This is a genomic window from Ochrobactrum teleogrylli, from assembly GCF_006376685.1.
Classification (GTDB): Bacteria; Pseudomonadota; Alphaproteobacteria; order Rhizobiales; family Rhizobiaceae; genus Brucella; species Brucella teleogrylli.
In genome coordinates this window covers 89295-115095 of the sequence record NZ_VEWL01000003.1, presented here as the reverse complement: position 1 = coordinate 115095, position 25801 = coordinate 89295, and the positions used below count along the sequence as shown (strand labels likewise).

The window sequence follows — 25801 nt, the reverse complement described above, 5'->3', positions numbered from 1 at the left end:
TATAAATACAACCTTCACAACCGGGGGTGCGGGCAGGGAGTGCCCGTTTTAGGAGGAGAAGTGATGCAAAGTTTCAAGGCGCACATTTTGGCAGGTGTGGCGTGGCTCGCCGTGGGGATGGCCCCGGCAGTTGCAGCCGATCTGCCCGGCAAGTTCGAAGGCGTGACGATCAACGCCAAGCTGATCGGCGGTCAGCAATATGAGGCGCTCTATTCGCGTATCGGCGAATGGGAAAAGGCGACTGGCGCCAAGGTCAACATCCTGTCCAAGAAGAACCATTTCGAGCTGGACAAGGAAATCAAGTCCGACATCGCTTCGGGTTCGATCAACTGGTGCGTCGGTTCCAACCACTCGTCTTTCGCGCCGCAATATACCAGCCTCTATGTCGATCTGAACTCGCTGCTTCCGAAGGAAGAAATCGACGGTTTCGTGCCATCGGTCATCAAGGCGTCCACGCTTGACGGCAAGCTGATCATGCTGCCGCGTGCGCAGTTCGACGTTTCGGCACTCTATTATCAGAAGAGCCTCTTCAACGACGAAGCCAAGAAGAAGGCGTTCAAGGAGAAATACGGCTACGACCTCGCACCGGCCAAAACCTGGAAGGAAGTGTCGGATCAGGCAGTATTCTTCGCCGATCCGCCGAATTTCTACGGCACGCAGTTTGCGGGCAAGGAAGAAGCCATCAATGGCCGCTTCTATGAAATGCTGGTCGCCGAAGGCGGCGAATATCTCAAGGACGGCAAGCCTGCTTTCAATTCGGAAGCCGGTGTTCGCGCCCTCGACTGGTTCGTCAATCTCTACAAGGCCAAGGCTGTTCCGGCTGGCACCACCAACTATCTGTGGGATGAGCTGGGCGCTGGTTTTGCTTCCGGCACCATCGCGGTCAACCTGGATTGGCCGGGCTGGGCGACCTATTTCAACGATCCGAAGTCGTCGAAGGTCGCTGGCAATGTCGGCATCGCTCCGGCGCCAACCGGTTCTTCCGGCAAGCGCACCGGCTGGTCGGGTCATCACGGCTTCTCGGTAACGGAAGCTTGCGAAACCAAGGAAGCCGCCGCCTCGCTCGTCTGGTTCCTGACCAACGAAGATTCGCAGAAGCAGGAATCGGCTGCAGGCACCCTGCCGACCCGCACCGCTGTCTGGGATTACGTGATCGAGCAGGCCGCTTCCGACCCGTACAAGAAGGAAGTGCTGTCGGTGTTCCAGGAAACGGCAAAGACCGCTTTCCCGGTTCCGCAGACCCCATCCTGGATCGAAATCTCCAACGCGGTCTATCCTGAGCTTCAGGCAGCGATCCTTGGCGACAAGACCTCCCAGCAGGCCCTCGATGACGCTGCCAAGAAGGCAACGCAGATTCTTGAGGATGCAGGCGAGCTCTGATCCTGCCTGAATAAAATCATGGGCCCGCCCTGAAGCCTTTTTTGGGGCGGGCCTTTTTTGCCAGTGACGGCGCTGAGGCAGTTCCGCTGTTCGCCCGTTCCACTGTTTGCCAGTCCACTATTTGGAAGCGCAATGTTCAAGAGACTTTCCCCGCCGGTCCTGCTTCTGCTTCCGGCCTTCATCATTCTCGCAGCGGTGGTTCTGTTTCCTCTCGCGCTGTCGCTTTATTCGAGCTTCACGCCGTTCCGGCTGACGCGCCCCGAGAGCCTGTTCAACTTCATCGGCTTCCGCAATTATCAGCGCATCCTCACCGACTGGGTGTTCTGGGCTGCGTTCATCCGCACGGTGGTCTTCCTCACCATTGCGCTCAATCTGGAAATGCTGCTCGGCCTCGGCCTTGCCATGCTCGTCAACAAGGCGACGCACGGCCAGCGCGTGTTGCGCACGCTGATGATGTTCCCGATGATGTTCTCGCCGGTGCTTGTCGGCTTCCAGTTCAAGTTCATGTTCAATGACAATATCGGTCTGGTCAACAATGCGCTGCAGTCGCTGGGCCTGACCAATACCGCCATTCCGTGGCTCATCGACGGCAATCTGGCGCTGATCGCCATCCTGCTGGCGGAAGTGTGGATGTCCACCTCGGTCTTCGCGATCCTCATTCTGGGCGGTCTTCTGTCCATGCCGCAGGACCCGGTGGAAGCCGCGCGCGTCGATGGCTGCACACCGTGGCAGACCTTCCGCTATGTCATCTGGCCTTATCTGATGCCTTTCGCCTATATCGCGATGACCATCCGTTCGCTGGATGTGGCCCGCGCCTATGACATTGTGAAGATCATGACCGATGGCGGCCCGGCGCGCCGCACCGAACTGATCTGGACGCTGGTGGGTCGCACGGCCTATGCGGATGCGCAGATGGGCATGGCCAATGCCATGGCCTATGTCGCAATCCTGCTCTCGATCCTCTTCACCGTCCTGTTCTTCCGCAAACTTGCGTCCGCACGCACGCAGATTGGAGCGGAGTGGTAATCATGGCTACAACAACACTCAGCAACAGCCAGCATCGTCTGCTGCGCCGTTTCAAGAAAATCGCTTATCTGGTCGGTCTGTTTCTGGCGATGACCGTCATTTGCCTGCCCGGCCTGTGGATCGTGCTTTCGTCGCTGCGCCCGCCGGTCGAGATCATGGCAAAGCCGCCGGTCTGGATTCCGCAGGAAATCACGCTGGAAGCCTATCGCGCCATGTTCTCGGGCGCAGGTGCGGGCGGCATTCCGGTCTGGGATTATTTCCGCAATTCGCTCATCATCTCGATCACCTCGACCGTGATTGCGCTGATCATCGGCGTATCTGGCGGCTATGCCTTTGCCCGCTTCCGCTTCTGGGGCAAGTCGGCAACCTTCCTCGGCTTCATGCTGACGCGCTCGGTGCCGGGCATTGCGCTCTCGCTACCGCTCTTCATGGTGTTTTCCCGCGTCGGCATCATCGACACCCATTTCGGCCTCATCCTGACCTATGTGGCGCTGAATGTGCCATTCACGATCTGGCTGATCGACGGCTTCTTCCGTCAGGTGCCGAAGGACCTCGCCGAGGCGGCCCAGATCGACGGCTGCACGCGCTGGCAGGCCTTCTGGCAGGTGGAGTTTCCGCTGGCCGGTCCCGGCATCGCGACGGCAGGCATTTTTGCCTTCCTCACCTCGTGGAACGAATATGCGCTGGCTTCCCAGCTCACCCGTTCCGTCAATTCCAAGACCCTTCCTGTCGGTCTTCTCGATTACACCGCTGAATTCACCATCGACTGGCGCGGCATGTGCGCGCTGGCGGTCGTGATGATTATTCCGGCGCTGACCCTCACATTCATCGTTCAGAAGCACCTTGTTGCTGGTCTGACGTTCGGCGCGGTTAAAGGTTGATAGAACAATGGCTCAGCTTTCCATCAAAAATCTCGTCAAGCGTTACGGCAATGTCGGCGTGGTGCATGGCATCAATCTCGAAATCGCGGACAAGGAATTTGTTGCACTTGTCGGTCCGTCCGGCTGCGGCAAGTCCACGACGCTGCGCATGATCGCGGGTCTGGAATCCATTTCCGACGGCACACTGGAAATCGGCGGCAGGCAAGTCAACGATCTGCCGCCGCGTGACCGCAACATCTCGATGGTGTTCCAGTCCTACGCGCTTTATCCGCATATGTCGGTGCGCGAGAACATGGGCTTCTCGCTGAAGATCGCCAAGCAGCCGCAGGCGGAAATCGACCGTCGCGTCAATGAAGCCTCGGCCATTCTCGGCCTCGAAGCACTGATGGAGCGTCGCCCGGCGCAGCTTTCGGGCGGCCAGCGCCAGCGCGTCGCCATGGGCCGCGCCATCGTGCGTAATCCCGAAGTGTTCCTGTTCGACGAACCATTGTCGAACCTTGACGCCAAGCTGCGCACCCAGATGCGCACCGAAATCAAAAAGCTGCACGCCAAGGTGCAGTCCACGGTCGTCTATGTGACGCACGATCAGGTCGAAGCCATGACGCTTGCTGACCGTATCGTCATCATGCGCGATGGTCATATTGAACAGGCCGGAACCCCGGATGAAGTCTTCAAGCGCCCGGCCACGCAGTTCGTCGCCGGTTTCATCGGCTCCCCGCCGATGAATATGGGCGAGGCGACGGTGACGGGCGGCGATCTGGTCTTCGCCAATGGCGACCGCCTGCCGCTGCCTGCACAGTTCCATGGCAAGGCCAAGGATGGCACCAAGGTGACATTCGGTCTGCGCCCGGATGATGTCTTCCCGAAAGGTCACGGCATTTCCACGAGCGACGCTGTGCATGAAAAAGACATGCGCGTTTCGATCACCGAGCCGCTCGGCAATGAAACGCTGGTCTTCGTGGAATTCGCAGGCAAGGAGTGGGTGGCGCGCATGTTGAACCCGCGTCACCTGCAACCGGGCGAAACCATTACCATGCAACTCGATCTGTCGCAGGCGCATCTTTTCGATGCCGTAAGCGGCAAGACTTTGGCTATCTGACCATGGCACGTATTGAAAAAGTTGAACTGCGCATGGTTGACCTTCCGCCGAAGGTCAAGCGCACCGACGCGATCCAGAGCTTCGTCAGCCAGGAAACGCCGATTGTCACCATCACCGACAGCGACGGCGCGGTCGGCACCGGCTACAGCTATACGATCGGCACCGGCGGTTCGTCGGTCATGCGCCTGTTGAGCGACCATCTCGTGCCGCTCATCATCGGCGAGGATGCTGATTGCATCGAAGCCATCTGGCGCAAGCTGGAATTCGCAACCCATGCCACGACCATCGGCGCGATCACCGCGCTGGCGCTGGCTGCGGTCGATACCGCACTCTGGGATCTGCGCGCCAAGAAGCAGGGTCTGCCGCTGTGGAAGCTTGCGGGCGGGGCCAAGGAAAGCTGCCCGCTCTACACGACCGAAGGCGGCTGGCTGCATATCGAGAAGGAAGCGCTGGTCGAGGACGCGTTGCAGGCCAAGGCCAAGGGCTTCACCGGCTCCAAGGTCAAGATCGGCAAGCCGCACGGTTCTGAAGATTATGCGCGCCTGTCCGCCGTGCGTGCGGCGCTGGGCGACGGCTTCGAGATCATGACCGATTGCAATCAGGGTTTTACGGTTGATGAAGCCATTCGCCGTGCCGAGCGCCTGAAGGAGCTTGATCTGGCTTGGATCGAGGAACCGCTTCCGGCGGACGATCTCGACGGTCATATCCGCCTGACGCGCTCCACCCCGACGCCGATTGCGGTGGGCGAGTCCATCTATTCGATCCGCCATTTCCGCGAATATATGCAGAAGGGTGCTTGCTCCATCGTTCAGGTGGATGTGGCGCGCATTGGCGGCATCACGCCCTGGCTGAAAGTCGCCCATGCGGCGGAAACATTCGACATTCCAGTCTGTCCGCACTTCCTGATGGAACTGCATGTCAGCCTCGTTTGCGCGGTGCAGAACGGTCGCTATGTCGAATATATTCCGCAGCTCGACGACCTCACCACCAAGGGCATGGAAATTCGCGACGGTCGCGCCATTGCCCCGTCCGAGCCGGGTATCGGCATCGAATGGGATTGGGATGCAGTGCGTAGCCGTTCGATTTCTGAGTTTACCCGCGAGATCGTGAGGTCGTAATGGCACAAAGAATGGGCATGGTGATCGGGCTCAATGCGGAAAAGATCGCAGAATACAAGAAGCTGCACGCCGCCGTGTGGCCGGAAATTCTGGCTCTCATTACCGAGTGCAACATCACCAACTATACGATCTTTCTGAAAGAGCCGGAAAATCTCCTGTTCGGCACATGGGAATATGTCGGCACCGACTTTGAGGCCGACATGAAGAAGATGGCCGATAATCCGAAAAATCAGGAATGGTGGTCCTTCTGTATGCCATGCCAGAAGCCGCTCGAAACCCGCAAAGAGGGCGAGTGGTGGGCCATGATGGAAGAGGTGTTCCATCATGACTGAGGCTTTCGATCCGACGCAGTTGCGCCAGTGGTGGGCAAAGCCCACCAAGCCAAAACCCATCGTGATCTTTGGCGCGGGCAGCATTGTCGGCGACGCGCACCTGCCCGCCTACAAGAAGGGCGGCTTTCCGGTTGCCGGTATTTTCGATCCCAATCTGGACAAGGCGCGGGAGCTTGCCGACCAGTGGGGCGTCAAGGCTTTTGCCAGCGCCGAGGAAGCGATTGCCGTCGAAGGCGCGATCTTCGATCTGGCGACGCCGCCATCAGCCCATGCGAAAATCCTGTCGCAATTGCCGGAAGGTGCCGCTGTTCTAATCCAGAAGCCGATGGGCAGCGACCTCGCCGCCGCGACAGAAATTCTCAAAGTCTGCCGCGCGCGTAATCTGAAGGCGGCGGTGAATTTCCAGCTGCGTTTCGCTCCGATGATGCTCGCGCTTTATGACGCCGTCGATAAGGGCTTGCTGGGCGAAGTGGTGGATTTTGACGCCTGGCTGGCGCTTGCCACGCCATGGGGTCTGTGGCCTTTCCTGAAAGGTCTGCCACGCATCGAAATCGCCATGCACTCGATCCATTATCTGGATTTCGTCCGCGGTCTGCTGGGCGATCCTCTCGGCGTTCACGCCAAGACCATCGGCCATCCGAACCACGACGTAGCCCAGACGCGCACGGCTGCAATTCTGGATTATGGCGACCGCGTTCGCTGCGCGCTGTCGGTCAATCACGATCATGATTTCGGGCGCAAGTTTCAGGCCTGCGAGTTCCGTATCTGCGGGACCGAGGGCGCGGCCTATGTGAAACTGGGCGTCAATCTCGACTATCCGCGCGGCGAGCCGGACGAACTCTGGATCAAGCCCAAGGGCGGTGATGACTGGGTTTCCGTACCGCTTGAAGGGGCCTGGTTCCCGGACGCTTTCCTCAATCGCATGGCGCAGTTGCAGCGTTTCGCTTGCGGCGAGGATGCCGAACTCCTCGGCTCGGTCGAAGATGCCTGGCACACCATGGCGCTTGTCGAGGCCGCCTATCAATCGAGCGCCGCGCCCGCCACGCCGCTTGCTGCAAAACCGGAGGTCTGACCATGGCCGAGCAGAAAATATATTACGAAGATTATGAAATGAACCATGTGCGCCTCACCACGGGCCGCACGATTACAGAGACGGATTTCGTGGTCCATGCCGGGCATACGGGCGATTTCTTCCCGCATCACATGGATGCGGAATTCGCCAAGACCTTGCCCGGCGGCCAGCGCATCGCGCATGGCACCATGATTTTTGCCATTGGCGTCGGCCTCACGGCGACGTTGATCAACCCGGTTGCTTTTTCCTATGGTTATGATCGCTTGCGGTTTATTCGTCCGGTGCATATCGGAGATACGATCCGCACGCGGGTTACGATCAGTGCGAAGGAAGACGATCCGAAACGCGCCACTATGGGACGCGTGACGGAACGTTGCGAAGTGCTTAATCAGCGGGACGAAGTGGTGCTCGCTTGTGACCACATCCTGCTTGTCGAACGGAAGGCTTGAAAATGACGATACGCTTTGATGGAAAAACCGCGCTGGTGACAGCCGCAGCACAAGGCATTGGCCGCGCCAGCGCGCTGGCCTTCGCGGAAGCGGGTGCCAAGGTCTATGCGACCGACATCAACACCGATGCCCTCAAGGAAATCGAAGGCGTCAACGGTATCATCACCCGCAAGCTCAATGTGCTTGACGAGGCGGAAGTGAACGCACTTGTAGCCGAAATCGGTCAGGTGGACATCCTGTTCAACTGCGCAGGCGTCGTTCATGGCGGTTCCATCCTCGAAATGAAGGACGAAGACCTCGACTTCGCCGTCAATCTCAACGTCAAGGCAATGATCCGCACCATCCGCGCCGTGCTGCCGGGCATGCTGGAGCGCAAGGACGGCGCCATCGTCAACATGGCTTCCGTCGCATCGAGCGTGAAGGGCGTGCCGAACCGTTTCGCCTATGGCGTCACCAAGGCCGCCGTTATCGGTCTCACCAAGGCAGTCGCTGCCGATTATGTTGCCAAGGGCATCCGCTGCAACGCGATCTGCCCCGGCACGGTCGAAAGCCCGTCCTTGCAGGACCGTCTGCGTTCGCAGGGCGATTACGAAGAGCAGCGCGCGGCGTTCATCGCCCGCCAGCCGATTGGCCGCATCGGCCAGCCGGAAGAAATCGCTGATCTCGCCGTTTATCTCGCTGGTGCGACCTACACGACCGGACAAGCTTATAACATTGATGGCGGCTGGACTATCTAAGTTCGCCCCAGCTACCCCCAAAGGAGTAAACTCATGAAATTTCTTCGTTACGGTGAAGCCGGTCAGGAAAAGCCCGGCATTCTCGATGCCGATGGTGCGATCCGCGATCTTTCCGCCCATGTAAGCGACCTTTCCGGTGCGGCTCTTGCCCCCGACGCGCTGGCCAAGCTTGGCGCAGTCGACGTCAATTCGCTGCCGAAGGTTGAAGGCAATCCGCGCCTCGGCCCCTGCGTTGCAGGCACCGGCAAGTTCATCTGCATCGGCCTCAACTATGCCGACCACGCAGCCGAATCCGGCATGGCCGTGCCGCCTGAGCCGGTCATCTTCATGAAGGCCACCTCGGCCATCGTCGGCCCGAATGATGACGTTCTCATCCCGCGCGGCTCGGAAAAGACCGATTGGGAAGTCGAGCTCGGCATCGTCATCGGCAAGACCGCGAAATACGTTTCGGAAGAGGATGCGCTGGATTATGTCGCTGGCTACTGCACGCTGCATGACGTTTCCGAACGCGCATTCCAGATCGAACGCGCTGGTCAGTGGACCAAGGGCAAGTCCTGCGACACATTCGGCCCGACCGGCCCGTGGCTGGTGACGAAGGACGAAGTCGCTGACCCGCAGAACCTGAAAATGTGGCTCACCCTCAACGGTGAAACCATGCAGGACGGCTCGACCAAGACCATGGTTTACGGCGTTCGCTACCTCGTTTCCTATCTCTCGCAGTTCATGTCCCTGCAGCCGGGCGACATCATCTCCACCGGCACGCCTCCCGGCGTCGGCATGGGCATGAAGCCGCCGCGTTACCTCAAGGCTGGCGATGTCGTCGAACTCGGCATCGAAGGCCTCGGCACGCAGAAGCAGAACGTGCGCGCTGACATCTAGGCATTGTTTACGCATGGTCCCGAAACCGTTCCCATGTTTTGGGATCATGCCCTGATCACGGATATATCATGACGAAAATCACTGACCTGCGCGTCTTCGATCTGCGTTTCCCGACTTCGCAAAGTCTGGACGGCTCGGATGCCATGAACCCGGACCCGGATTATTCGGCGGCCTATGTCATCCTCGATACGGATGATGCCTCGCTGAAGGGCCACGGCCTTACCTTCACCATCGGACGCGGCAACGACATTTGCTGTCAGGCCATTCTCGCCATGCGTCATCTGGTCGTGGGTTCCTCGATGGATGATTTCCTCGCAGCCCCCGGCAAGTTCTGGCGTTACCTGACCGGCGACAGCCAGCTGCGCTGGATCGGCCCGGACAAGGGCGCGATGCATCTTGCCACCGGCGCTGTCGTCAACGCCTTCTGGGACCTGGCTGCAAAGCAGGCAGGCAAGCCGGTATGGCGGTTGGTCGCCGACATGTCGCCGGAAGAAATCGCCGACATCGTCGATTATCGCTATCTCACCGATGCGCTGACGCGTGACGAAGCCGTCGCGATCCTGCGCAAGGCGGAAGCTGGCAAGGCTGAGCGTATCGCCACGCTCGAGGCGGAAGGTTATGCCTGCTACACGACCTCTGCCGGCTGGCTCGGCTATGACGACGACAAACTGCGCCGTCTTTGCCAGGAAGCTATCGACGAGGGTTTCCACCACGTCAAGATGAAGGTCGGCCGCGATCTCGAAGACGATATCCGCCGCTTGACGATTGCGCGCGAAGTGATCGGTCCGGACCGCTATCTGATGATCGACGCCAATCAGGTCTGGGAAGTCGATCAGGCCATCGAATGGGTCAACAAGCTCGCTTTCTCCAAGCCGTTCTTCATTGAAGAACCGACCAGCCCGGACGATGTGGCAGGCCATCGCAAGATTCGTGAAGCCATTGGCGACGTGAAAGTCGCGACCGGCGAAATGTGCCAGAACCGCATCATGTTCAAGCAGTTCATCGCGGAAGGCGCCATCGACATCGTGCAGATCGATTCGTGCCGCATGGGCGGTCTGAACGAGGTACTGGCCGTGCTGCTGATGGCCGCCAAGTTTGGCAAGCCGGTCTGGCCGCATGCGGGCGGCGTTGGCCTGTGCGAATATGTGCAGCATCTGTCGATGATCGACTATGTGGCCGTTTCGGGCACCAAGGAAGGCCGTGTGATCGAATATGTCGATCATCTGCACGAGCATTTCATCGACCCGTGCGTGATCAAGAACGCGGCCTATATGCCGCCGTCGCTGCCGGGCTTCTCCATCGAGATGAAGCCGCAGTCGATTGCGGACTATACTTTCAAGGGTTGAGCCGGTTTCAATGCCTTAACGAACACGAAAACGCCGCGCTTTGAAGCGCGGCGTTTTCTTTTACAGAAAGCGGATCATCAGGGCGCCGGTAAGCAGGAGCACGGCGCCTGCGACACGTCCGGCGGTGATCTCTCGCACGGCGACGCCCATGAAGCCGATGCGGTCAGCAAGTAGACCGGCCATCAACTGCCCGGCCACGGCAAGGCCCATCACGGCTGCTGCGCCGATGCGCGGCGTCAGCAGGATCGATGCGGTGACATAGATACAGCCCAGCGCGCCGCCCGCGACGAACAGCCAGCCTGCGGGTACATTGAATGTGGGAAGGTTGCCGGTCGCCTTTGCGGTTATGGTCGAGACGATGGCGAGAATGACTGCACCTGCCAGAAATGAAATCGCAGCGGCAGTCGGTGGGGAGCCAAGTCCGCGCGCAAGAGCTGCATTGATCGGCGCCTGAATGGCGATGCAGGCACCCGAAAGAATGCCGAACAAGGTCCACAGCATGAAATATCCTCTCCTGAGTTTCCCATTTCTTCAAAGGCTGGACGCCAATGTTTCACCGGCGATCTCCGACCATCCGATGAAAAAACAACGGGTAAGAATGCGCTAAAATGCTATCGCACAAAGCCGTGACATTCGTGATCAATTTTCAGGGAAAATTTGCCAAATCAAAGAGATGAATGGTGCTGCGAGAGAGGATTGAACTCTCGACCTCTCCATTACCAATGGAGTGCTCTACCACTGAGCTACCGCAGCATTCTCTTGAGTGCGGCGGACTTCTGACACATCATTGCGCAAATCGCAAGCGACCAAATGCATTTCTTTTCACATAATGTGGAAATCTGCGTATAGCTGCGCTTCAAGCCGCTTTTCCGGCGCTTTTTCTCGTAGTAAACACGGCTCATGAGCGAAAAACCGATCAATCAGGAACGACAAAACCAGCTGGACCGCCAAAAAAAGCGGCTGGCCGATCAGCTGCGCGCGAATCTGATGCGCCGCAAGGAACAGTCACGCTCGCGACGCTCCGGCGAAGCGGATGAGCGCACCGACGGCATTGCCAGCGCCGGGAAAGAAGCGGGGCAAGAAAAGGAATAGGGCATCATCCGACCAAATAAGAGTTCGCTTTAGCTTGGAAAGCCTTTCTTGAAGAGAAACGTCGGCTAAGGTAAAAGCGCTTTTCTGTTCTCGGTTGCCATTGTCGTTCGAAAGCGATTCGCCTTCGAACGTAATTCCGCCGCAAGACTCGTCATTTGTCATGTACCGCCGCCGCGCCGTTCAGGCAGCAGCAACAGCACATCCCGAAAAGGGTGAACCGGTTTTCGGACAAGATGTGCTTGAAAACAAACAGTTGGAGTGTCGATCCGATTATCCCGATCGAAACGCGTTCCAACGGCTTCAAATCGATTACCGGGGAGAAGCCCCGGCCCAGAAGGGGAAACAGCATGGATCGCATCAAAATCGTCGGCGGTAATAAGCTGAATGGAATCATTCCGATCTCGGGCGCAAAAAATGCCGCTTTGCCCCTGATGATCGCTTCGCTCCTGACCGACGATACGCTGACGCTCGAAAACGTGCCGCATCTGGCCGATGTCGAGCAGCTGATCCGCATTCTGAGCAATCATGGCGTTGATTATTCGGTCAATGGCCGCCGCGAACACCAGAACGGCGCTTATTCCCGCACCATCCATTTCACAGCCCGCAATATCGTCGATACCACTGCGCCTTATGAGCTGGTCTCGAAAATGCGTGCAAGCTTCTGGGTGATCGGCCCGCTTCTGGCGCGTATGGGCGAAGCAACCGTATCGCTGCCGGGCGGTTGCGCTATTGGTACGCGCCCCGTCGATCTGCTGCTCGATTGCCTTCAGGCGCTGGGTGCCGAAATCGACATCGAAAACGGCTATGCCAAGGCGCGTGCGCCGAAGGGCGGTCTTGTCGGCGGGCGCTATCACTTCCCGAAAGTTTCGGTCGGCGCAACGCATGTCATGCTGATGGCCGCTGTTCTCGCCAAGGGCGAAACGATCATCGAAAACCCGGCACGTGAGCCTGAAGTCGTCAATCTTGCCGACTGCCTCAATGCAATGGGCGCGAAGATCACGGGTGCAGGCACCGGCACGATCCACGTGCAGGGCGTCACCAGCCTTTCCGGCGCGCGCGTTCGCGTCATTCCCGACCGTATCGAAACCGGCACCTATGCCATGGCTGTCGCCATGACCGGCGGTGACGTGCTGCTCGAAGGCGCACAGGAAAGCCTGCTCTCGTCGGCGCTCGATACGCTGCGTCAGGCCGGTGCGGAAATCACCGAGACCAATAGCGGCCTGCGCGTGGTGCGCAACGGCCACGGCATCCATCCGGTCGATGTCACCACCGATCCGTTCCCGGGTTTCCCGACCGACCTTCAGGCGCAGTTCATGGGCCTGATGACCAAGGCCAAGGGCACGTCGCACATCACCGAAACGATCTTTGAAAACCGCTTCATGCATGTGCAGGAACTGGCGCGTCTCGGCGCGAAGATTTCGCTGTCCGGCCAGACCGCGACCGTTGAAGGCGTGGAACGCCTCAAGGGCGCTCAGGTCATGGCGACCGATCTGCGCGCATCGGTATCGCTGGTTATTGCGGGCCTTGCCGCTGAAGGCGAAACCGTCGTCAACCGCGTCTATCATTTGGATCGCGGGTTCGAGCGTCTCGAAGAAAAGCTTTCGCGTTGCGGCGCGAATGTCGAACGCATCAGCGGATAATCGGCAAGTGGCCGGAGCTTAATCAAGCTCCGGCTTTTTCATTCTGGCACGCTGATTGATCACAGGCTTGAAAAGCCTGTCGATTTTTTTCTGCCGACATGCAAAGTTATTTGGCAAGGTTACTTCGTAAACCATCCATGTCGCCTATTTATATGCGATGTTGGGCGGTTGTTTTGAACATGACAGGAAATCGGTGCGGACCATGGATATGTTGAAGCTTGTGGCGTTGGATGAAGAGGATTTACAGGTCCTGTCCGCCCATCTTCAGGACGCGGTTCTCAAAGTTTCCGACCTCCAATATATTGCTAAGGAACAACGCTTCGTTCTGACGGCGAACCGCTTCGTCTGGGAAGAGGCGCGCCCGAAATTCCTGCGCAAGCCGCAATATCAGCGCCGCCGCGCCGCTCTGCATTTCAACCGCGTCACTGCGGCCAAGGCCACCGGTATCGACCGCCAGAAGCAGGATGATGTCCTGTCGCTGCTGACGATCGGTTTTGTCCCCGGCGAGGCGCCTGCGGGCACAATAGAACTGACATTCTCGGCAAATGCCGCTATCCGTCTTTCGGTGGAATGCATCGAAGCGCAGCTGACGGATCTGGGCGCGGCCTGGGAAACGGAATCGCTCCCGCGTCACGGCGTATGACAATGTAACTTCGATGCATCGCGTCTGCTGCCATGCGGGCGGTTGCTCTTATCTGGACTATTTAAAGGAATAAAAGCGTGGTCACGACGCTCAGACAAACCGATCCGAACTTCGAACAGCAATTCGCAGCCTTTCTGTCCGGCAAGCGCGAAGTTTCGGAAGACGTGGACCGCGCAGCCCGCGAAATCGTCGAGCGCGTGCGACGCGAAGGTGATGCGGCGCTGATCGACTATTCGCGCCGCTTCGACCGTATCGATCTGGAAAAGACCGGCATTGCGATCACGGAAGCTGAAATCGACGCGGCTTTTGAAGTTGCGCCGGCATCCACCGTCGAAGCGCTGAAACTGGCGCATGAGCGCATTGAAAGCCACCATGCGCGGCAACTGCCCAAGGATGACCGTTACACGGATGCGCTCGGCGTTGAGCTTGGTTCGCGCTGGACGGCAATCGAGGCGGTTGGCCTCTATGTGCCAGGCGGCACGGCCAGTTATCCAAGCTCGGTTCTGATGAATGCCGTGCCCGCCAAGGTGGCGGGCGTCGAGCGCATCGTCATGGTTGTTCCAGCACCCGACGGTATTCTCAATCCGCTGGTGCTGGTTGCAGCGCGTCTCGCAGGCGTCTCGGAAATCTACCGCGTCGGCGGGGCACAGGCCGTTGCCGCGCTTGCCTATGGCACGGAAACCATCAAGCCGGTTGCCAAGATCGTCGGCCCCGGTAATGCCTATGTCGCGGCTGCCAAGCGTATTGTTTTCGGTACGGTCGGCATCGACATGATCGCTGGTCCGTCGGAAGTTCTGGTGATTGCCGACAAGGACAACAATCCGGACTGGATCGCTGCCGATCTGCTTGCGCAGGCAGAGCATGACACTGCCGCACAATCCATCCTCGTGACCAATGACGAAGCGCTGGCCAAGGATGTGGAAGCGGCGGTTGAGCGTCAGTTGTTGACGCTACCGCGTGCTGAAACTGCCACGGCAAGCTGGCGCGATTTCGGCGCGGTCATTCTCGTGGAGGATTTCGAGGCGGCAATTCCGCTCGCCAACCGTATCGCTGCCGAACATCTGGAAATCGCCGTCGCCGACCCGGAAGCGCTGCTGCCGAAAATCCGCAATGCCGGTTCCATTTTTATCGGCGCGCACACGCCGGAAGTGATCGGCGATTATGTGGGCGGCTGCAATCACGTGCTGCCGACGGCGCGCTCGGCCCGCTTCTCGTCGGGCCTGAATGTGCTTGATTATATGAAGCGCACCTCGCTTTTGAAGCTTGGCCCGGACCAGTTGCGGGTTCTCGGCCCTGCTGCCATCGAAATCGCGCGCGCCGAAGGTCTTGACGCGCACGCCAAGTCAGTCGCCATCCGGCTCAATCTATGAGGCATCATGACCGCTGGCGTTCCCAATGCCCGTCTTGTTGATGTCGAGCTCGATGAATCCATCGGGCGGTCGACGCCTGACGTCGAGCATGAACGCGCGGTCGCGATTTTCGATCTGATCGAGGAGAATTCCTTTCACCCGATTGGCGACGAGACCGGCGGTCCCTACAGGCTGAAGCTGTCGCTGATGGAAACGCGGCTGATCTTTGCCATCAGCCGCGAAAGCGGGGACGATGTGGCGACGCATATATTGTCGCTGACCCCGCTGCGCCGTGTGGTGCGCGATTATTTCATGATTTGCGAAAGCTATTATCAGGCGATCCGCTCGGCCACACCAAGCAAGATCGAAGCCATCGATATGGGCAGGCGCGGACTGCATAATGAAGGGTCGCAAACCTTGCAGGCGCGGCTGAAGGGCAAGATCGAAGTCGATTTTGACACGGCGCGGCGGCTGTTCACGCTTGTCTGCGTGCTGCATTGGCGAGGTTGAGCCTGCATGGTCGCCGTTAATGTCGAAAGCGCGCAGGATGATGGAGAGGGCGATGTGGGCCCGAAACAGAAACTGCCGTCATCCCTGCTTTTCGTCTGCGGCAAGAACGCGATCCGCTCGCCGATAGCCGAACTTCTTGCAAGAAAGCTGCTGCCGCCCAATATATATGTGGCTTCCGCAGGTGTGAAACGGGGCGAACGCGATCCATTCGTGGATGCGGTGCTTTCGGAAGAGGGGCTTTCGCTCGACGACCGCCAGCCGCGGGGCATTGAAGAACTGGCCGACGGCTATTTCGATCTCATCGTAACGCTGACACCGCTTGCCCACCATACGGTGCTGGAACGCATGCGTGGCTTCTCCGTGGATGTGGAATATTGGCCGACACCAGACCCCACGCTGGTCACCGGCAGCCGCGAGCAGATCATGAATGCTTATCGCGATGTGCGGGATCGGTTGAAGACGCAGATTTTGCAGCGTTTCAGCCCGAAATAAGTTCACGGAATTCCGTTGTTCACAAATGCCGCCTAATCATATAGGTTCCGGCCAAATTTAGGATCAGAGTCCATTTTCGGACGCTTTTATCGAAGAAAGAAACAGGTATCGCATGGCGAAAGAAGAAGTCCTCGAATTTCCGGGTGTTGTTACGGAACTGCTGCCGAATGCAATGTTCCGCGTGAAGCTCGAAAACGAACATGAAATCATCGCTCATACGGCTGGCCGTATGCGCAAGAACCGCATCCGCGTTCTGGCTGGTGACAAGGTTCTGGTCGAAATGACCCCTTACGATCTGACCAAGGGTCGCATCACCTACCGCTTCAAGTAAGCTTATCACGCACGGGCAGCCGTTTCGGGGGTGTTCTTGACGACAGTTGCGCAACACAAGCTGGTTCTGGCTTCCGGGTCTCCTCGCAGGATCGAACTGCTGGGGCAGGCGGGTATCGAGCCGGATCATATCCAGCCTGCGGACATAGACGAGACGCCGCAGCGTGGCGAGCATCCCCGCTCGCTGGCGCGTCGTCTGTCGCGTGAAAAGGCTGAAGCGGCGCTGGCGCAGCTGAAAAGCGACGCCAATTTCGTCAAGCCCTTCCTGCTCGCGGCCGATACGGTCGTCGCGGTCGGGCGGCGCATTTTGCCCAAGGCGGAAACCGCCGATGAGGCGCGAGAATGTCTGCGTCTTCTGTCGGGCCGTACCCATAAGGTCTTTACGGGTGTCTGTCTCGTTTTGCCGAACGGCAATCTGCGCCAGACCCTGGTGGAAACACGCCTGCGCTTTGAGCGCCTGTCGCGCCAGCAGATCGACGCCTATCTCTCTTCCGGGGAATGGCGCGGCAAGGCTGGCGGCTACGCCATACAGGGCCTTGCAGGCAGTTTTGTCGTCAAGCTGGTCGGCTCCTACAGCAATGTGGTCGGCCTGCCGCTTCAGGAAACCGTAAGCCTGCTGGCTGACGGTGATTATCCGGTCTATGCCAACTGGAGCACCGGAAAAGTTTAAGGTTCAGCCATGAACGGCAAGAAGGACATATCCGCAGCAGCAGGCGCACGCGTGACGCCGCTGCGCCCGACACGACCTTGCCCGGAATGCGGCAAGCCTTCGGCGCGTGACAGCTATCCGTTCTGTTCGTCGCGCTGCAAAAGCATCGATCTCAATCGTTGGCTTTCGGGAAGCTATGTCATCCCCGGCAAGCCTCTGGGCGACGAGGATGAGGGCGAGAATTAGGGTTTTTGGCGCTTTTTCTGATGTGAAATCAAAACATTAGAGAAACTGTGAGAAAAGCGCATAAAAAATGCGATACGGTGCTGGACAGCGCGAAATTTAATGCTATAACCCACCCACTTCCGGCGGACACCAACACCGCCACAAGCAAGACCAAGTGCTTGCTACAGGATGCCCGGATAGCTCAGTTGGTAGAGCAGCGGATTGAAAATCCGCGTGTCGGTGGTTCGAATCCGCCTCCGGGCACCACTTCTTCTCCAAGAAAGAATGCTGCATTTTAAGCGACAATGTTTGCGTGTTGCCGCTTTTCACAGCGGTTGATTGCATGATCTCTTGCGCGGATTGCCGACAATTCGTTATGTGGGAGTGTCGTGCAGCCGATTGGGACGGCGTTTCATTCGGATGCACCTAAAGGAAGCCGTCAACGCCTGTCTGCTTCATTCCGACAGAAGCGCGTTGCGGGTCTCAGGAGGGGTTTGTCCATGCGTTGGCTGTTCGGTGCTGTTTTGATCCTGATGCCGTCTCTGGCCCATGCTGAAGCCGATCAGGACCGCATCTCCTATGTATGCGACCACGACAATGTCATCGATGTCTTCACCTCGACCGACGACCCCAACCATATCCGGTTGAGCGCTTTCAGCCGCGACCGTCTTCTTGAGAAGGTGCCCTCCAGCTCCGGCAGCAAATTTGCGGGCGAGGGCTATGAAATTGCATTCGAGACCTTGTCCAAAATCGCCATCACGTCGCAGGGTGTCACATATCAATGCGTTATGGATTCGGTGGAATAGGCGACGCCGCTTCACCGTCGCTGCATTTTGCAGAGACGACGCCGGCAATCCGTTTTGCAATGGAATAAGCAAAAAAGCGAAGTCAGACCTGTCGATCAGTCTGTCGTAAAATCTTCGCTAAATGCTTGAAAAGAAATGGCGCACCCGAAAGGATTCGAACCTCTGACCCCCAGATTCGTAGTCTGGTGCTCTATCCAGCTGAGCTACGGGTGCTTGCCTTGGTGCCGCTCGCTGCGGCGATGGGCGGTTGATAATCGGACCCATTGCTAAATGCAAGCGTCTTGTGAGAAAAAAATGCCGTTCTGTGAAGATTTCTTGTCAAAGCCCGGATTTCTGGGCTTTTTCACCGTTGTTTTCCCTGGGGTTTTTCCCCAGTCACACGGTTTCTTCGCGCCGCGCTTGTTCTCTTTCGCGCTGCGCAGGCAAATCAGGCAGGCGAATCTCGAAATGCGCGCCGATCGGGCGGTCTTCGCGAAGCTCGATACTGCCGCCATGGGCGCGGATAAGCTCCTGCGCGATGGCAAGGCCCAGTCCGGTGCCATCGCTGCGTGTTGAGCCCTTGAACGCTGTGAAGAGATTGTCGCGCGCCTTTTGCGGCAGGCCCGGCCCCGTATCCTCAACGCCGATGATCGCCGTGGTGCCGATTCGTCCAGATGAGAGCGTCAGGCGCTTCACTGCGGCGGCACCGCCGGTAGCGTCGCGCTCCATGGCCTGCACGGAATTGCGGCAAAGATTGCTCAGCACGCGGAACAGCTGCTCCGAATCGACATTCAGTTCGAAGTCGTCAGGAATGCGATTGTCGAACTCGATGCCGCTTTCGCTTTCCAGATTGAGGCTCTCCTGCACATCCGTGACGATGGCGTGCAGGTTGACACGGCGCGGCGTTGGCGGCGCTTCCTGCGAGCGCCCATAGGCGATGACGCTTTCCGAATAGCTGATGGCGCGGCTGAGTGTGCGGATCAGCTTCGGCGCGAAGCGCTTCACCATCGGGTCCTTGGCGTCAGACAGATGGTCCGACATCAATTGCGCGGAAGCCAGAATATTGCGCATGTCGTGATTGATCTTCGATACGGCGAGGCCGAGATCGGCCAGATGCTTCTGTTCCTTCAGCGTGCGTTGCAGATCGCTTTGGATGTGGGCAATCTGTCGTTGGGCAATGCCGAACTCGTCCTTGCGGTTTTCCGGCACGAGAATGAGCGCTGGATTGTCGGGTGTCGTTGCGAAATCGATCATGTTGCGATGCATGATGCGCACCGGGCGCAGCAGCATTTCATGGATGATGAGATAGATCAGGCTGGCGGCGATCACCGAAATAATCAGCGAAATGACGGCCACGTTACGGGCATAGAGCAACATGGCGCGGCGCATGGGCGCATCGGAGGTGACGATTTCAATCACGCGCCCCGGCGACGTGGTGGGCGAAACGGAACCGTAGATGCGCAATGTCCGGTCGCCACCGTGAAAAAGCGTGCTAAAGGCGTCCCAGATGGACGCCGCTTCGCTGACATTGTCGAGGTCGATGACCTGATCGATCTTGCCAGGCACTTCCGACATGGCGAGAAGGCGTGACGCGCCAGCTTCGCGCAGCGCAATCGCCTTGGTGCCGGTAACGAGCAGCACCTTGTCCTGAATGGCGCGCGGCACGTCCATATTGGCGCTTGCCGCCAGCACTTCGCTGACTGCGCCCACCGTATCGAGGCGCGATGTCAGCCAGCGCAGGCGCATATTGGCGATGGACGGCACGAAAATCAGAACTTCCGCTACCAGAACGGCGAGAACGATAAGCAGAAGCAATTTGCTGGAAAGGCGGTTCTGCCAGCGCAGCCGCGTAAATTGCGCCGGCGAGGTGCGATCCTCGGCGCTTCCGTCCGGCGCAGCGGTCTCTATCGGAGCAACGCCCGGAACTATGGTCTTTTCAACAACCGCCATAACCTGATTCCAAATAGACGGCGACTGGGGCTGTTGGCCGGTTCAGCGCGTCCGATATGTCTATGAGTCTCGATACTGCAATAAATATAGCTTCCTATATATGGTGGCGGGGGAGATTTCCAACAGGCTTTATTGTATCGATTTAAATGTGGTCGTCACTTGTTGGGTGCAAGGATTACCGAAATTTAATTCGACCTTCTTGGGAGGCGATGCAAAAAAGCAATATGGGGATGTGTTAGCTATTTCTCCATCGAATCCCTGTCATGGGCAGGCGGTAACCATCTTGCCGATAGGTTGTCGCGAATGGTCGGGCATTCGACGTGTCGTGCAAAAAAGTATATTTTTGAAAAGACAGGCCCGTCGGGCAGCGACGGGACGGGGCCTGCCGGAGAGCTGAATGAAATCGTGGAAGCAGATTGCACTCTGCCTGCTTATTGTTCTGGCCGCTGCGGGCGGCTGGTACGCCTACAAACAGAAGAACGCTGCGCCGGAAAACGCCGCCGCAGGCACTGACACGCCCCGCACTCAGCAATCCGCTGCCCGATCCGGCGCGAGGGCGCCGCTGGTCGTCGTCGAACCGGCCAGCGAGGAAACGATCAACAATCGCCTGACCGCCATTGGTTCTGCGCGTGCGCTCAGCACGGTTTCGATCACGCCTTATTCCAGCGGTTATATGAACAAGCTTTTCGTCAAGGCGGGCGACAGCGTCAAGGTTGGCGACCCGATTGCAGAACTCGATTCGGATACCGAGACAATTGCTGTCGCCAAGGCTCAAACGGCCCTGAAAGATGCCGAGACGACCCGGCAGCGTATTGAGCGGCTGCGCGCCACCAACACCGCAACCGGTGTTCAGGCGGTCGAAGCCGAGCTGGCTGTCGCCAATGCGCAGCTTGCGCTGAAGGACGCGCAGCTTGCCTTGAGCCGCCGCACGGTGCGCTCGCCGATTTCCGGCGTGGTCGGCATTCTGCCCGTCAATGCTGGCAACTATGTCACCGCGCAGACCTCCATTGCGCGCATTGACGACCGCTCGAAGATGCTGGTCGACATCTGGGTGCCCGAGCGTTTTGCGCCGCAGATCAAGGTTGGCCAGCCGCTGACGGCGGAAACGACGGCCTTTCCGGGGGAAACCCACAAGGGCGAAATCAACGCCGTGGACAATATGATCGATGAGGCGAGCCGCACGATGCATGTACGGGCCGAGGTCGATAATTCCGAAGATCGCCTGCGCGCCGGCATGTCGTTCTACGTCACCGTGCTTTTCCCCGGCAGCCGGTTTCCGTCGGTCGATCCGCTGGCGATCCAGTGGGGCGCGGACGGCTCTTATATCTGGCGCATCGAGCAGGGTTTGGCAAAAAAGGTCGCCGTGCGTGTCGTGCAGCGCAATGCGACGAGCATTCTTCTGGACGGTCCGGTCAAGCAGGGCGACATGATCGTCACGCAAGGGGTGCAGACCGTGCGCGATGAAGCGCCCGTGCGCGTGATGGACGAGCAGGGCACCGCCCGCGCCGAGCCTGCGCCCATAAAGCGCGTTGCCGGTTGAGGGCGCGCCGGTGAGCAACCATAAATCATCATCCGTCGAGCGGGGCGGTTCGACGGCGCTTTTCATTCGTCGTCCGGTCTTCGCCTTTGTCGTCAATGTTCTGATCGTTGTTGCGGGCCTTGCCGCTTTCACCGGCGTCGATATTCGTGAATTGCCCGATGTGGATCGTCCGGTGGTTACGATCAGCACGGATTTCAGCGGCGCGTCCGCCGAAACCATCGACCGCCAGCTGACGCAGGTTCTGGAAAACGCCGTTGCGCGTGTTTCCGGCGTCAAGTCGATTTCCTCCACCTCGTCTTTCGAGCGCAGCCGCGTGACGGTTGAGTTCAATGACGGTGTCGATCTCAACGTTGCCGCTGCCGATATGCGCGATGCGATTTCACGCGTCGCCAACACGGTGCCGGAAGAGGCCGATCCATCCCGCATCATCAAGGCGGATTCGAACGCCGATCCCGTGATGCGGCTGGCCGTGACGTCCGACACCATGTCGGTCGACGACATGACCGTGCTGATCGAAGATCAGATTCAGGATGTGCTGTCGGCAGTGCCGGGCGTGGCCGATGTGCAGATCAATGGCGACCGCGCCAAGATTTTTCGCATCGATATCAATCAGGCGCGCCTTGCAAGCTACGGCCTGACGCTGGCCGATGTCGCGACCGCGCTCAATTCCATGGGGCTGGACGCGCCAGCCGGATCGCTGCGCAGCTCCGATCAGGCCATCGTGGTGCGCGCGACGGCCAATCTGGAAAAGCCCGAAGATTTCGAGAATGTCTATATCAAGGGCCGTACACAGGTCCGAGATATCGCCACTGTCACGCTCGGCCCCGATGTGGAAAGTTCTGCCGTGCGTTCCAACGGCAAAATGGCAATCGGCCTTGGCATCGTGCGTCAGGCGCAGTCCAACACGCTCGATATTTCGCAAGGCGTGCGCGCCGCCGTTGCCAATCTTCAAACGACATTGCCGCCGGGCGTGAACATCGCCGTCACCAGCGATGATGCAAGCTTCATCAATGGCGCCATCCACGAAGTCGAGATTGCGCTGATCGCTTCGGTGATCATCGTGGTAGCGATCATCTTCATGTTTTTGTGGGATATTCGCGCCACGCTCATTCCGGCGCTCTCCATGCCGGTGGCGCTGATCGGCACCGTCGCAGCGATTTATCTTGCGGGCTTTTCCATCAACATCCTGACATTGCTGGCGCTGGTGCTTGCCACCGGCCTTGTGGTCGATGACGCCATCGTGGTGCTGGAAAATGTCGTGCGTCGACGCAATCAGGGCATGGGGCCGCGTGCTGCTGCCGTGTTGGGCACGCAGGAAGTGTTCTTTGCCGTCATCGCGACCACCCTGACACTTGCCGCCGTGTTTGTGCCGATTTCGTTTTTGCCGGGGCAGGCGGGCGGCCTGTTTCGTGAGTTCGGCTTCGTGCTGGCCATCGCTGTTTTGCTGTCGTCTGTCGTCGCGCTGACGCTGTGTCCGATGCTGGCCTCGCGCTTTCTGAAAGAGGGAAGCGGCGAGACTGAAGGCGCGCATGGACCGCTGTTCCTGCGCCGGATTGGCGGCGCGCTCGCCGGTTTCTATCGCAAGACGCTCCATGCCTGTCTGGCCGCGCCATGGGTGGTCGTGCTGGTGGCGCTGCTTTTCGGTGGCGCGTCGGTCGTGGTCTTTGGCACGATCCGTCAGGAACTGACGCCGTCGGAAGACCGCGCGGTGGCGCTGCTGCGCATCAATGGCCCGCAAGGCATCAGTGTTGATTTCCTGCAATCGCAGCTCAACAAGATCGAGGAAGCCATCCAGCCACTGCGCGACGATGGCGAGATTGTCACCACCTATGCCATTGCCGGTTCCGGCGGCTCCTCCAACAATGGTTTCATGGTGCTGACGCTCGCGCCATGGAAGGAGCGTCACCGCAGCCAGCAGGAGATCATGGCGGATATCACCAAGCGGGTGCAGAACATCACCGCCGTGCGCATTTTCTCGACGCAGCCGAACAGTCTTGGCATTCGCGGCGCGGGTAACGGACTGCAATTCGCCATTGTCGGCAGCGACTACGCCAAGCTTCAGCCTGCCGCGCAGGCCGTGGTTGCGGCGCTGGAAAAAGATCCGCGCTTCGTGCAGCCGCGCCTGTCGGTGGAGCCGACGCAGCCGCAGCTTTCCGTCGAGATCAACCGTGAGCGCGCCTCCGATCTTGGCATCGACATTACCGGCCTTGCCAATGCCGTGCAGTCGGTGCTGGACGGGCGCAAGATCGGCTCTGTCTATGTCGGCGACCGCAGCTTCGATGTGAAATTCGTGGCGACCACCAATCCGATCAACGATCCGACGGATTTGGAAAACATCTTCATGAAAGCGGCGGACGGTCGCTATGTGCCGATGTCGTCCATCGCAACCGTCGTTGAAAAGGCGGTGCCGCCGCAGCTCGACCGTGAAACGCGCCAGCGTTCGGTGGCCATCACCACAGGCCTGCGTGCGGATTTCGCGCTCGGCAATGCCTTCACGGCAGCGCAGGAAATCGCCGCACCGCTGCTGCCGCCGGGCAGCCATATCATTCCGCTGGCCGAAGCCTCGACGCTCAGCGAAACCTCCACCGGCCTTGCCATGGTATTCGGCTTTGCCATCATCATCATTCTGCTGGTGCTGGCCGCGCAGTTCGAAAGCTTTGTCAGCGCGCTGATCGTCATGGCGACGGTGCCGCTCGGTCTGGGCTGTGCGGTTGTCGCGATGATGCTGACCGGCACCAGCCTGAATGTCTATAGCCAAATCGGCCTTGTGCTGCTGGTCGGCATCATGGCCAAGAACGGCATTCTGATCGTCGAATTCGCCGATCAGCTGCGCGACAAGGGGCTGAGCGTGCGCGAGGCGGTCGAGGAAGCATCCAATATCCGCTTGCGTCCGGTCTGCATGACCATGATTTGCGCCGTGTTGGGTGGCGTGCCGCTGGTGCTGGCAAGCGGAGCGGGCGCGGAAGCCCGCGTGGCGCTCGGCTGGGTGATCGTCGGGGGTCTTGGCCTTGCAACCATTGCGACGCTTTATGTGACGCCGGTGGCCTATCTGCTGCTCGGACGCTTCACCAAGCCGAAGGTCGAGGAAGAAGCGCGTCTGCAACGCGAGCTTGTTCGGGCCGTGGCTCTGGAAGAGAAGCTGAAGTAAAAATACTGGCTACGCAAACAAAAACCCGGAAGCACGCTTCCGGGTTTTTTCATTGTGAGATGGCAATGATTATTTCTTCATCGCATCAGTGACCTTTGTGGTCCAGGCGCCTTCCGGCTTCTTGGTGATGACCGGATCGGAGCCGCCACCAAGCAGCGTTTCGACCGTGCGGTCGGCAGCGGCAACATCGAGCGTGCCGTCCGAGCCGTCGATCAGCTTGCCGATTTCCTTGACCATGCGCTCCTGAACTTCCTGCTTCTGCGCACCGGAAGAATCATTGTCGAGAATGATTTCGGCGGCTTCATCCGGGTGTTCGGACGCATATTGCCAGCCCTTCATCGAAGCGCGGACAAAGCGTGCCAGCTTGTCGACCATGGCTGGGTCATCGAGGCTCTTTTCGAGCACATAAAGCCCGTCTTCCAGCGTCGCGACGCCCTGTTCTTCATAGGGGAAGACGACGAGCTGGTCGGCAGGAATACCGGCATCAATAACCTGCCAATATTCATTATAGGTCATAGTGGAAATGCAGTCGGCCTGCTTCTGGATCAGCGGATCGACATTGAAGCCCTGCTTGAGAACTGTGACCCCATCCTTGCCGCCCGTGGTCGGGATTTTCAGATGGTTCATCCAGGACAGGAACGGATATTCATTGCCGCCGAACCAGACGCCCAGTGTGCGGCCCTTGAAATCTTCCGGCTTGGTGATGCCCGTTTCCTTGCGGCAGGTCAGCATCATGCCTGACTTCTTGAAAGGCTGCGCGATGTTGACCAGCGGCACGCCCTTTTCGCGGGTGGCGAGCGCCGACGGCATCCAGTCCACCACCACATCCGCACCGCCACCGGCGATCACCTGTGGCGGGGCCACGTCCGGACCGCCCGGCTTGATCTCGACGTCGAGCTTTTCTTCTTCGTAGAAACCCTTGTCCTTGGCCACGTAATAGCCTGCGAACTGGCCCTGCGTAACCCATTTGAGCTGCAAGGTCAGCTTGTCGGCGGCCATGGCGGTCGTGCTCATGAGTGCCAATGCAAGTCCGGCTGTTGCAAGGCCTATGGATAGTGCCTTCTTCATGCTTGGTTCTCCTCTGGTTGACGGTCCCGCCTTATGGTGGCGGATACCGGATCTGCTTACA

The 25801-nt window shown here is 58.9% G+C and carries 26 protein-coding genes and 3 tRNA genes; 24 read left to right on the top strand and 5 right to left on the bottom strand.

Annotated elements, in window-relative coordinates; translation table 11 throughout:
* Positions 1–63: 63 nt before the first annotated feature.
* From FIC94_RS07135 to FIC94_RS07085, 11 genes are all read left to right on the top strand, one after another.
* A complete protein-coding gene (locus FIC94_RS07135; protein WP_109368242.1) occupies positions 64–1380 on the top strand; it encodes an ABC transporter substrate-binding protein in 1317 nt (438 codons plus the stop codon).
* A gap of 132 nt (positions 1381–1512) precedes the next feature.
* Positions 1513–2406 (top strand): carbohydrate ABC transporter permease, encoded by an 894-nt coding sequence (locus FIC94_RS07130; RefSeq protein ID WP_109368243.1) that lies wholly within the window; start codon positions 1513–1515, stop codon positions 2404–2406.
* Positions 2407–2408: 2 nt separating this feature from the next.
* Positions 2409–3287 carry a carbohydrate ABC transporter permease gene (locus FIC94_RS07125; protein WP_109368244.1) on the top strand — a complete coding sequence of 293 codons (879 nt, stop codon included), beginning with the start codon at positions 2409–2411 and terminating at the stop codon, positions 3285–3287.
* Positions 3288–3294: 7 nt separating this feature from the next.
* Entirely contained in the window at positions 3295–4386 is a 1092-nt protein-coding gene (locus FIC94_RS07120; protein ID WP_140024413.1) for an ABC transporter ATP-binding protein, read from the top strand.
* Positions 4387–4388: 2 nt separating this feature from the next.
* The gene (locus FIC94_RS07115) at positions 4389–5504 is read left to right on the top strand and encodes a mandelate racemase/muconate lactonizing enzyme family protein (protein WP_109368246.1); all 1116 of its coding nucleotides are present in this window, start codon (positions 4389–4391) and stop codon (positions 5502–5504) included.
* A complete protein-coding gene (locus tag FIC94_RS07110; protein WP_109368247.1) occupies positions 5504–5836 on the top strand; it encodes an L-rhamnose mutarotase in 333 nt (110 codons plus the stop codon). The genes FIC94_RS07115 and FIC94_RS07110 overlap by 1 nt, the downstream gene beginning before the upstream one ends.
* Entirely contained in the window at positions 5829–6908 is a 1080-nt protein-coding gene (locus FIC94_RS07105; protein ID WP_140024412.1) for a Gfo/Idh/MocA family protein, read from the top strand. The genes FIC94_RS07110 and FIC94_RS07105 overlap by 8 nt, the downstream gene beginning before the upstream one ends.
* Before the next feature lie 2 nt (positions 6909–6910).
* A complete protein-coding gene (locus tag FIC94_RS07100) occupies positions 6911–7357 on the top strand; it encodes a MaoC/PaaZ C-terminal domain-containing protein (RefSeq protein ID WP_078337859.1) in 447 nt (148 codons plus the stop codon).
* Between the two features lie 2 nt (positions 7358–7359).
* Positions 7360–8094, top strand: coding sequence for an SDR family oxidoreductase (locus FIC94_RS07095; RefSeq protein WP_121537202.1), 735 nt, complete (start codon positions 7360–7362; stop codon positions 8092–8094).
* Between the two features lie 33 nt (positions 8095–8127).
* Complete coding sequence (locus tag FIC94_RS07090) at positions 8128–8973, top strand: fumarylacetoacetate hydrolase family protein (RefSeq protein ID WP_140024411.1); 846 nt, start codon at positions 8128–8130, stop codon at positions 8971–8973.
* Between the two features lie 68 nt (positions 8974–9041).
* Positions 9042–10319 carry an L-fuconate dehydratase gene (locus tag FIC94_RS07085; protein WP_140024410.1) on the top strand — a complete coding sequence of 426 codons (1278 nt, stop codon included), beginning with the start codon at positions 9042–9044 and terminating at the stop codon, positions 10317–10319.
* Between the two features lie 60 nt (positions 10320–10379).
* Here FIC94_RS07085 and FIC94_RS07080 read toward each other — a convergent pair whose 3' ends face one another.
* Together FIC94_RS07080 and FIC94_RS07075 are read right to left on the bottom strand one after the other, a co-directional pair.
* A complete protein-coding gene (locus FIC94_RS07080) occupies positions 10380–10820 on the bottom strand; it encodes a DMT family transporter (RefSeq protein WP_109368252.1) in 441 nt (146 codons plus the stop codon).
* 177 nt (positions 10821–10997) lie between these two features.
* Positions 10998–11072, bottom strand: a tRNA-Thr gene (locus tag FIC94_RS07075).
* Positions 11073–11219: 147 nt separating this feature from the next.
* Here FIC94_RS07075 and FIC94_RS07070 point away from each other — a divergent pair.
* The 11 genes from FIC94_RS07070 to FIC94_RS07020 all read left to right on the top strand — a co-directional run bounded on the left by FIC94_RS07070 (position 11220) and on the right by FIC94_RS07020 (position 18055).
* A complete protein-coding gene (locus FIC94_RS07070; RefSeq protein ID WP_109368253.1) occupies positions 11220–11411 on the top strand; it encodes a hypothetical protein in 192 nt (63 codons plus the stop codon).
* A gap of 347 nt (positions 11412–11758) precedes the next feature.
* Entirely contained in the window at positions 11759–13051 is a 1293-nt protein-coding gene (gene murA, locus FIC94_RS07065) for a UDP-N-acetylglucosamine 1-carboxyvinyltransferase (protein WP_109368255.1), read from the top strand.
* 202 nt (positions 13052–13253) lie between these two features.
* Positions 13254–13694: a DUF2948 family protein gene (locus FIC94_RS07060; RefSeq protein WP_140024409.1), complete on the top strand. Its 441-nt coding sequence runs from the start codon at positions 13254–13256 to the stop codon at positions 13692–13694.
* 77 nt (positions 13695–13771) lie between these two features.
* Entirely contained in the window at positions 13772–15064 is a 1293-nt protein-coding gene (gene hisD, locus FIC94_RS07055) for a histidinol dehydrogenase (RefSeq protein WP_140024408.1), read from the top strand.
* A 6-nt stretch (positions 15065–15070) separates the two neighbouring features.
* Positions 15071–15553, top strand: coding sequence for a UPF0262 family protein (locus FIC94_RS07050; protein WP_109368258.1), 483 nt, complete (start codon positions 15071–15073; stop codon positions 15551–15553).
* A 6-nt stretch (positions 15554–15559) separates the two neighbouring features.
* Positions 15560–16045, top strand: coding sequence for an arsenate-mycothiol transferase ArsC (locus tag FIC94_RS07045; RefSeq protein WP_235891965.1), 486 nt, complete (start codon positions 15560–15562; stop codon positions 16043–16045).
* A 112-nt stretch (positions 16046–16157) separates the two neighbouring features.
* Positions 16158–16376, top strand: a complete 219-nt coding sequence (infA, locus tag FIC94_RS07040; protein ID WP_002965531.1) for a translation initiation factor IF-1 — start codon at positions 16158–16160, stop codon at positions 16374–16376.
* Positions 16377–16412: 36 nt separating this feature from the next.
* Positions 16413–17045, top strand: a complete 633-nt coding sequence (locus tag FIC94_RS07035; RefSeq protein ID WP_140024407.1) for a Maf-like protein — start codon at positions 16413–16415, stop codon at positions 17043–17045.
* 9 nt (positions 17046–17054) lie between these two features.
* Positions 17055–17270: a DNA gyrase inhibitor YacG gene (gene yacG / locus FIC94_RS07030; protein ID WP_140024406.1), complete on the top strand. Its 216-nt coding sequence runs from the start codon at positions 17055–17057 to the stop codon at positions 17268–17270.
* 170 nt (positions 17271–17440) lie between these two features.
* Positions 17441–17516 (top strand) — tRNA-Phe (locus tag FIC94_RS07025).
* Positions 17517–17749: 233 nt separating this feature from the next.
* Positions 17750–18055, top strand: coding sequence for a hypothetical protein (locus FIC94_RS07020; protein WP_109368260.1), 306 nt, complete (start codon positions 17750–17752; stop codon positions 18053–18055).
* Between the two features lie 136 nt (positions 18056–18191).
* On the opposite strand, the gene FIC94_RS07015 is transcribed toward FIC94_RS07020, so the two are convergent.
* Both FIC94_RS07015 and FIC94_RS07010 read right to left on the bottom strand, forming a co-directional pair.
* Positions 18192–18268 (bottom strand) — tRNA-Arg (locus tag FIC94_RS07015).
* A gap of 162 nt (positions 18269–18430) precedes the next feature.
* Entirely contained in the window at positions 18431–19984 is a 1554-nt protein-coding gene (locus FIC94_RS07010; protein WP_109368312.1) for a sensor histidine kinase, read from the bottom strand.
* Between the two features lie 397 nt (positions 19985–20381).
* Between FIC94_RS07010 and FIC94_RS07005 the strand changes: the two genes are divergently transcribed.
* Both FIC94_RS07005 and FIC94_RS07000 read left to right on the top strand, forming a co-directional pair.
* On the top strand, positions 20382–21524 hold the full coding sequence (locus tag FIC94_RS07005; protein WP_140024405.1) for an efflux RND transporter periplasmic adaptor subunit: 1143 nt from the start codon (positions 20382–20384) through the stop codon (positions 21522–21524).
* 10 nt (positions 21525–21534) lie between these two features.
* A complete protein-coding gene (locus tag FIC94_RS07000; protein WP_140024404.1) occupies positions 21535–24672 on the top strand; it encodes an efflux RND transporter permease subunit in 3138 nt (1045 codons plus the stop codon).
* Between the two features lie 69 nt (positions 24673–24741).
* Here the strand turns inward: FIC94_RS07000 and FIC94_RS06995 are convergent, their stop codons facing one another.
* Positions 24742–25740, bottom strand: a complete 999-nt coding sequence (locus FIC94_RS06995) for an ABC transporter substrate-binding protein (protein ID WP_109368314.1) — start codon at positions 25738–25740, stop codon at positions 24742–24744.
* Positions 25741–25801 lie beyond the last annotated feature (61 nt).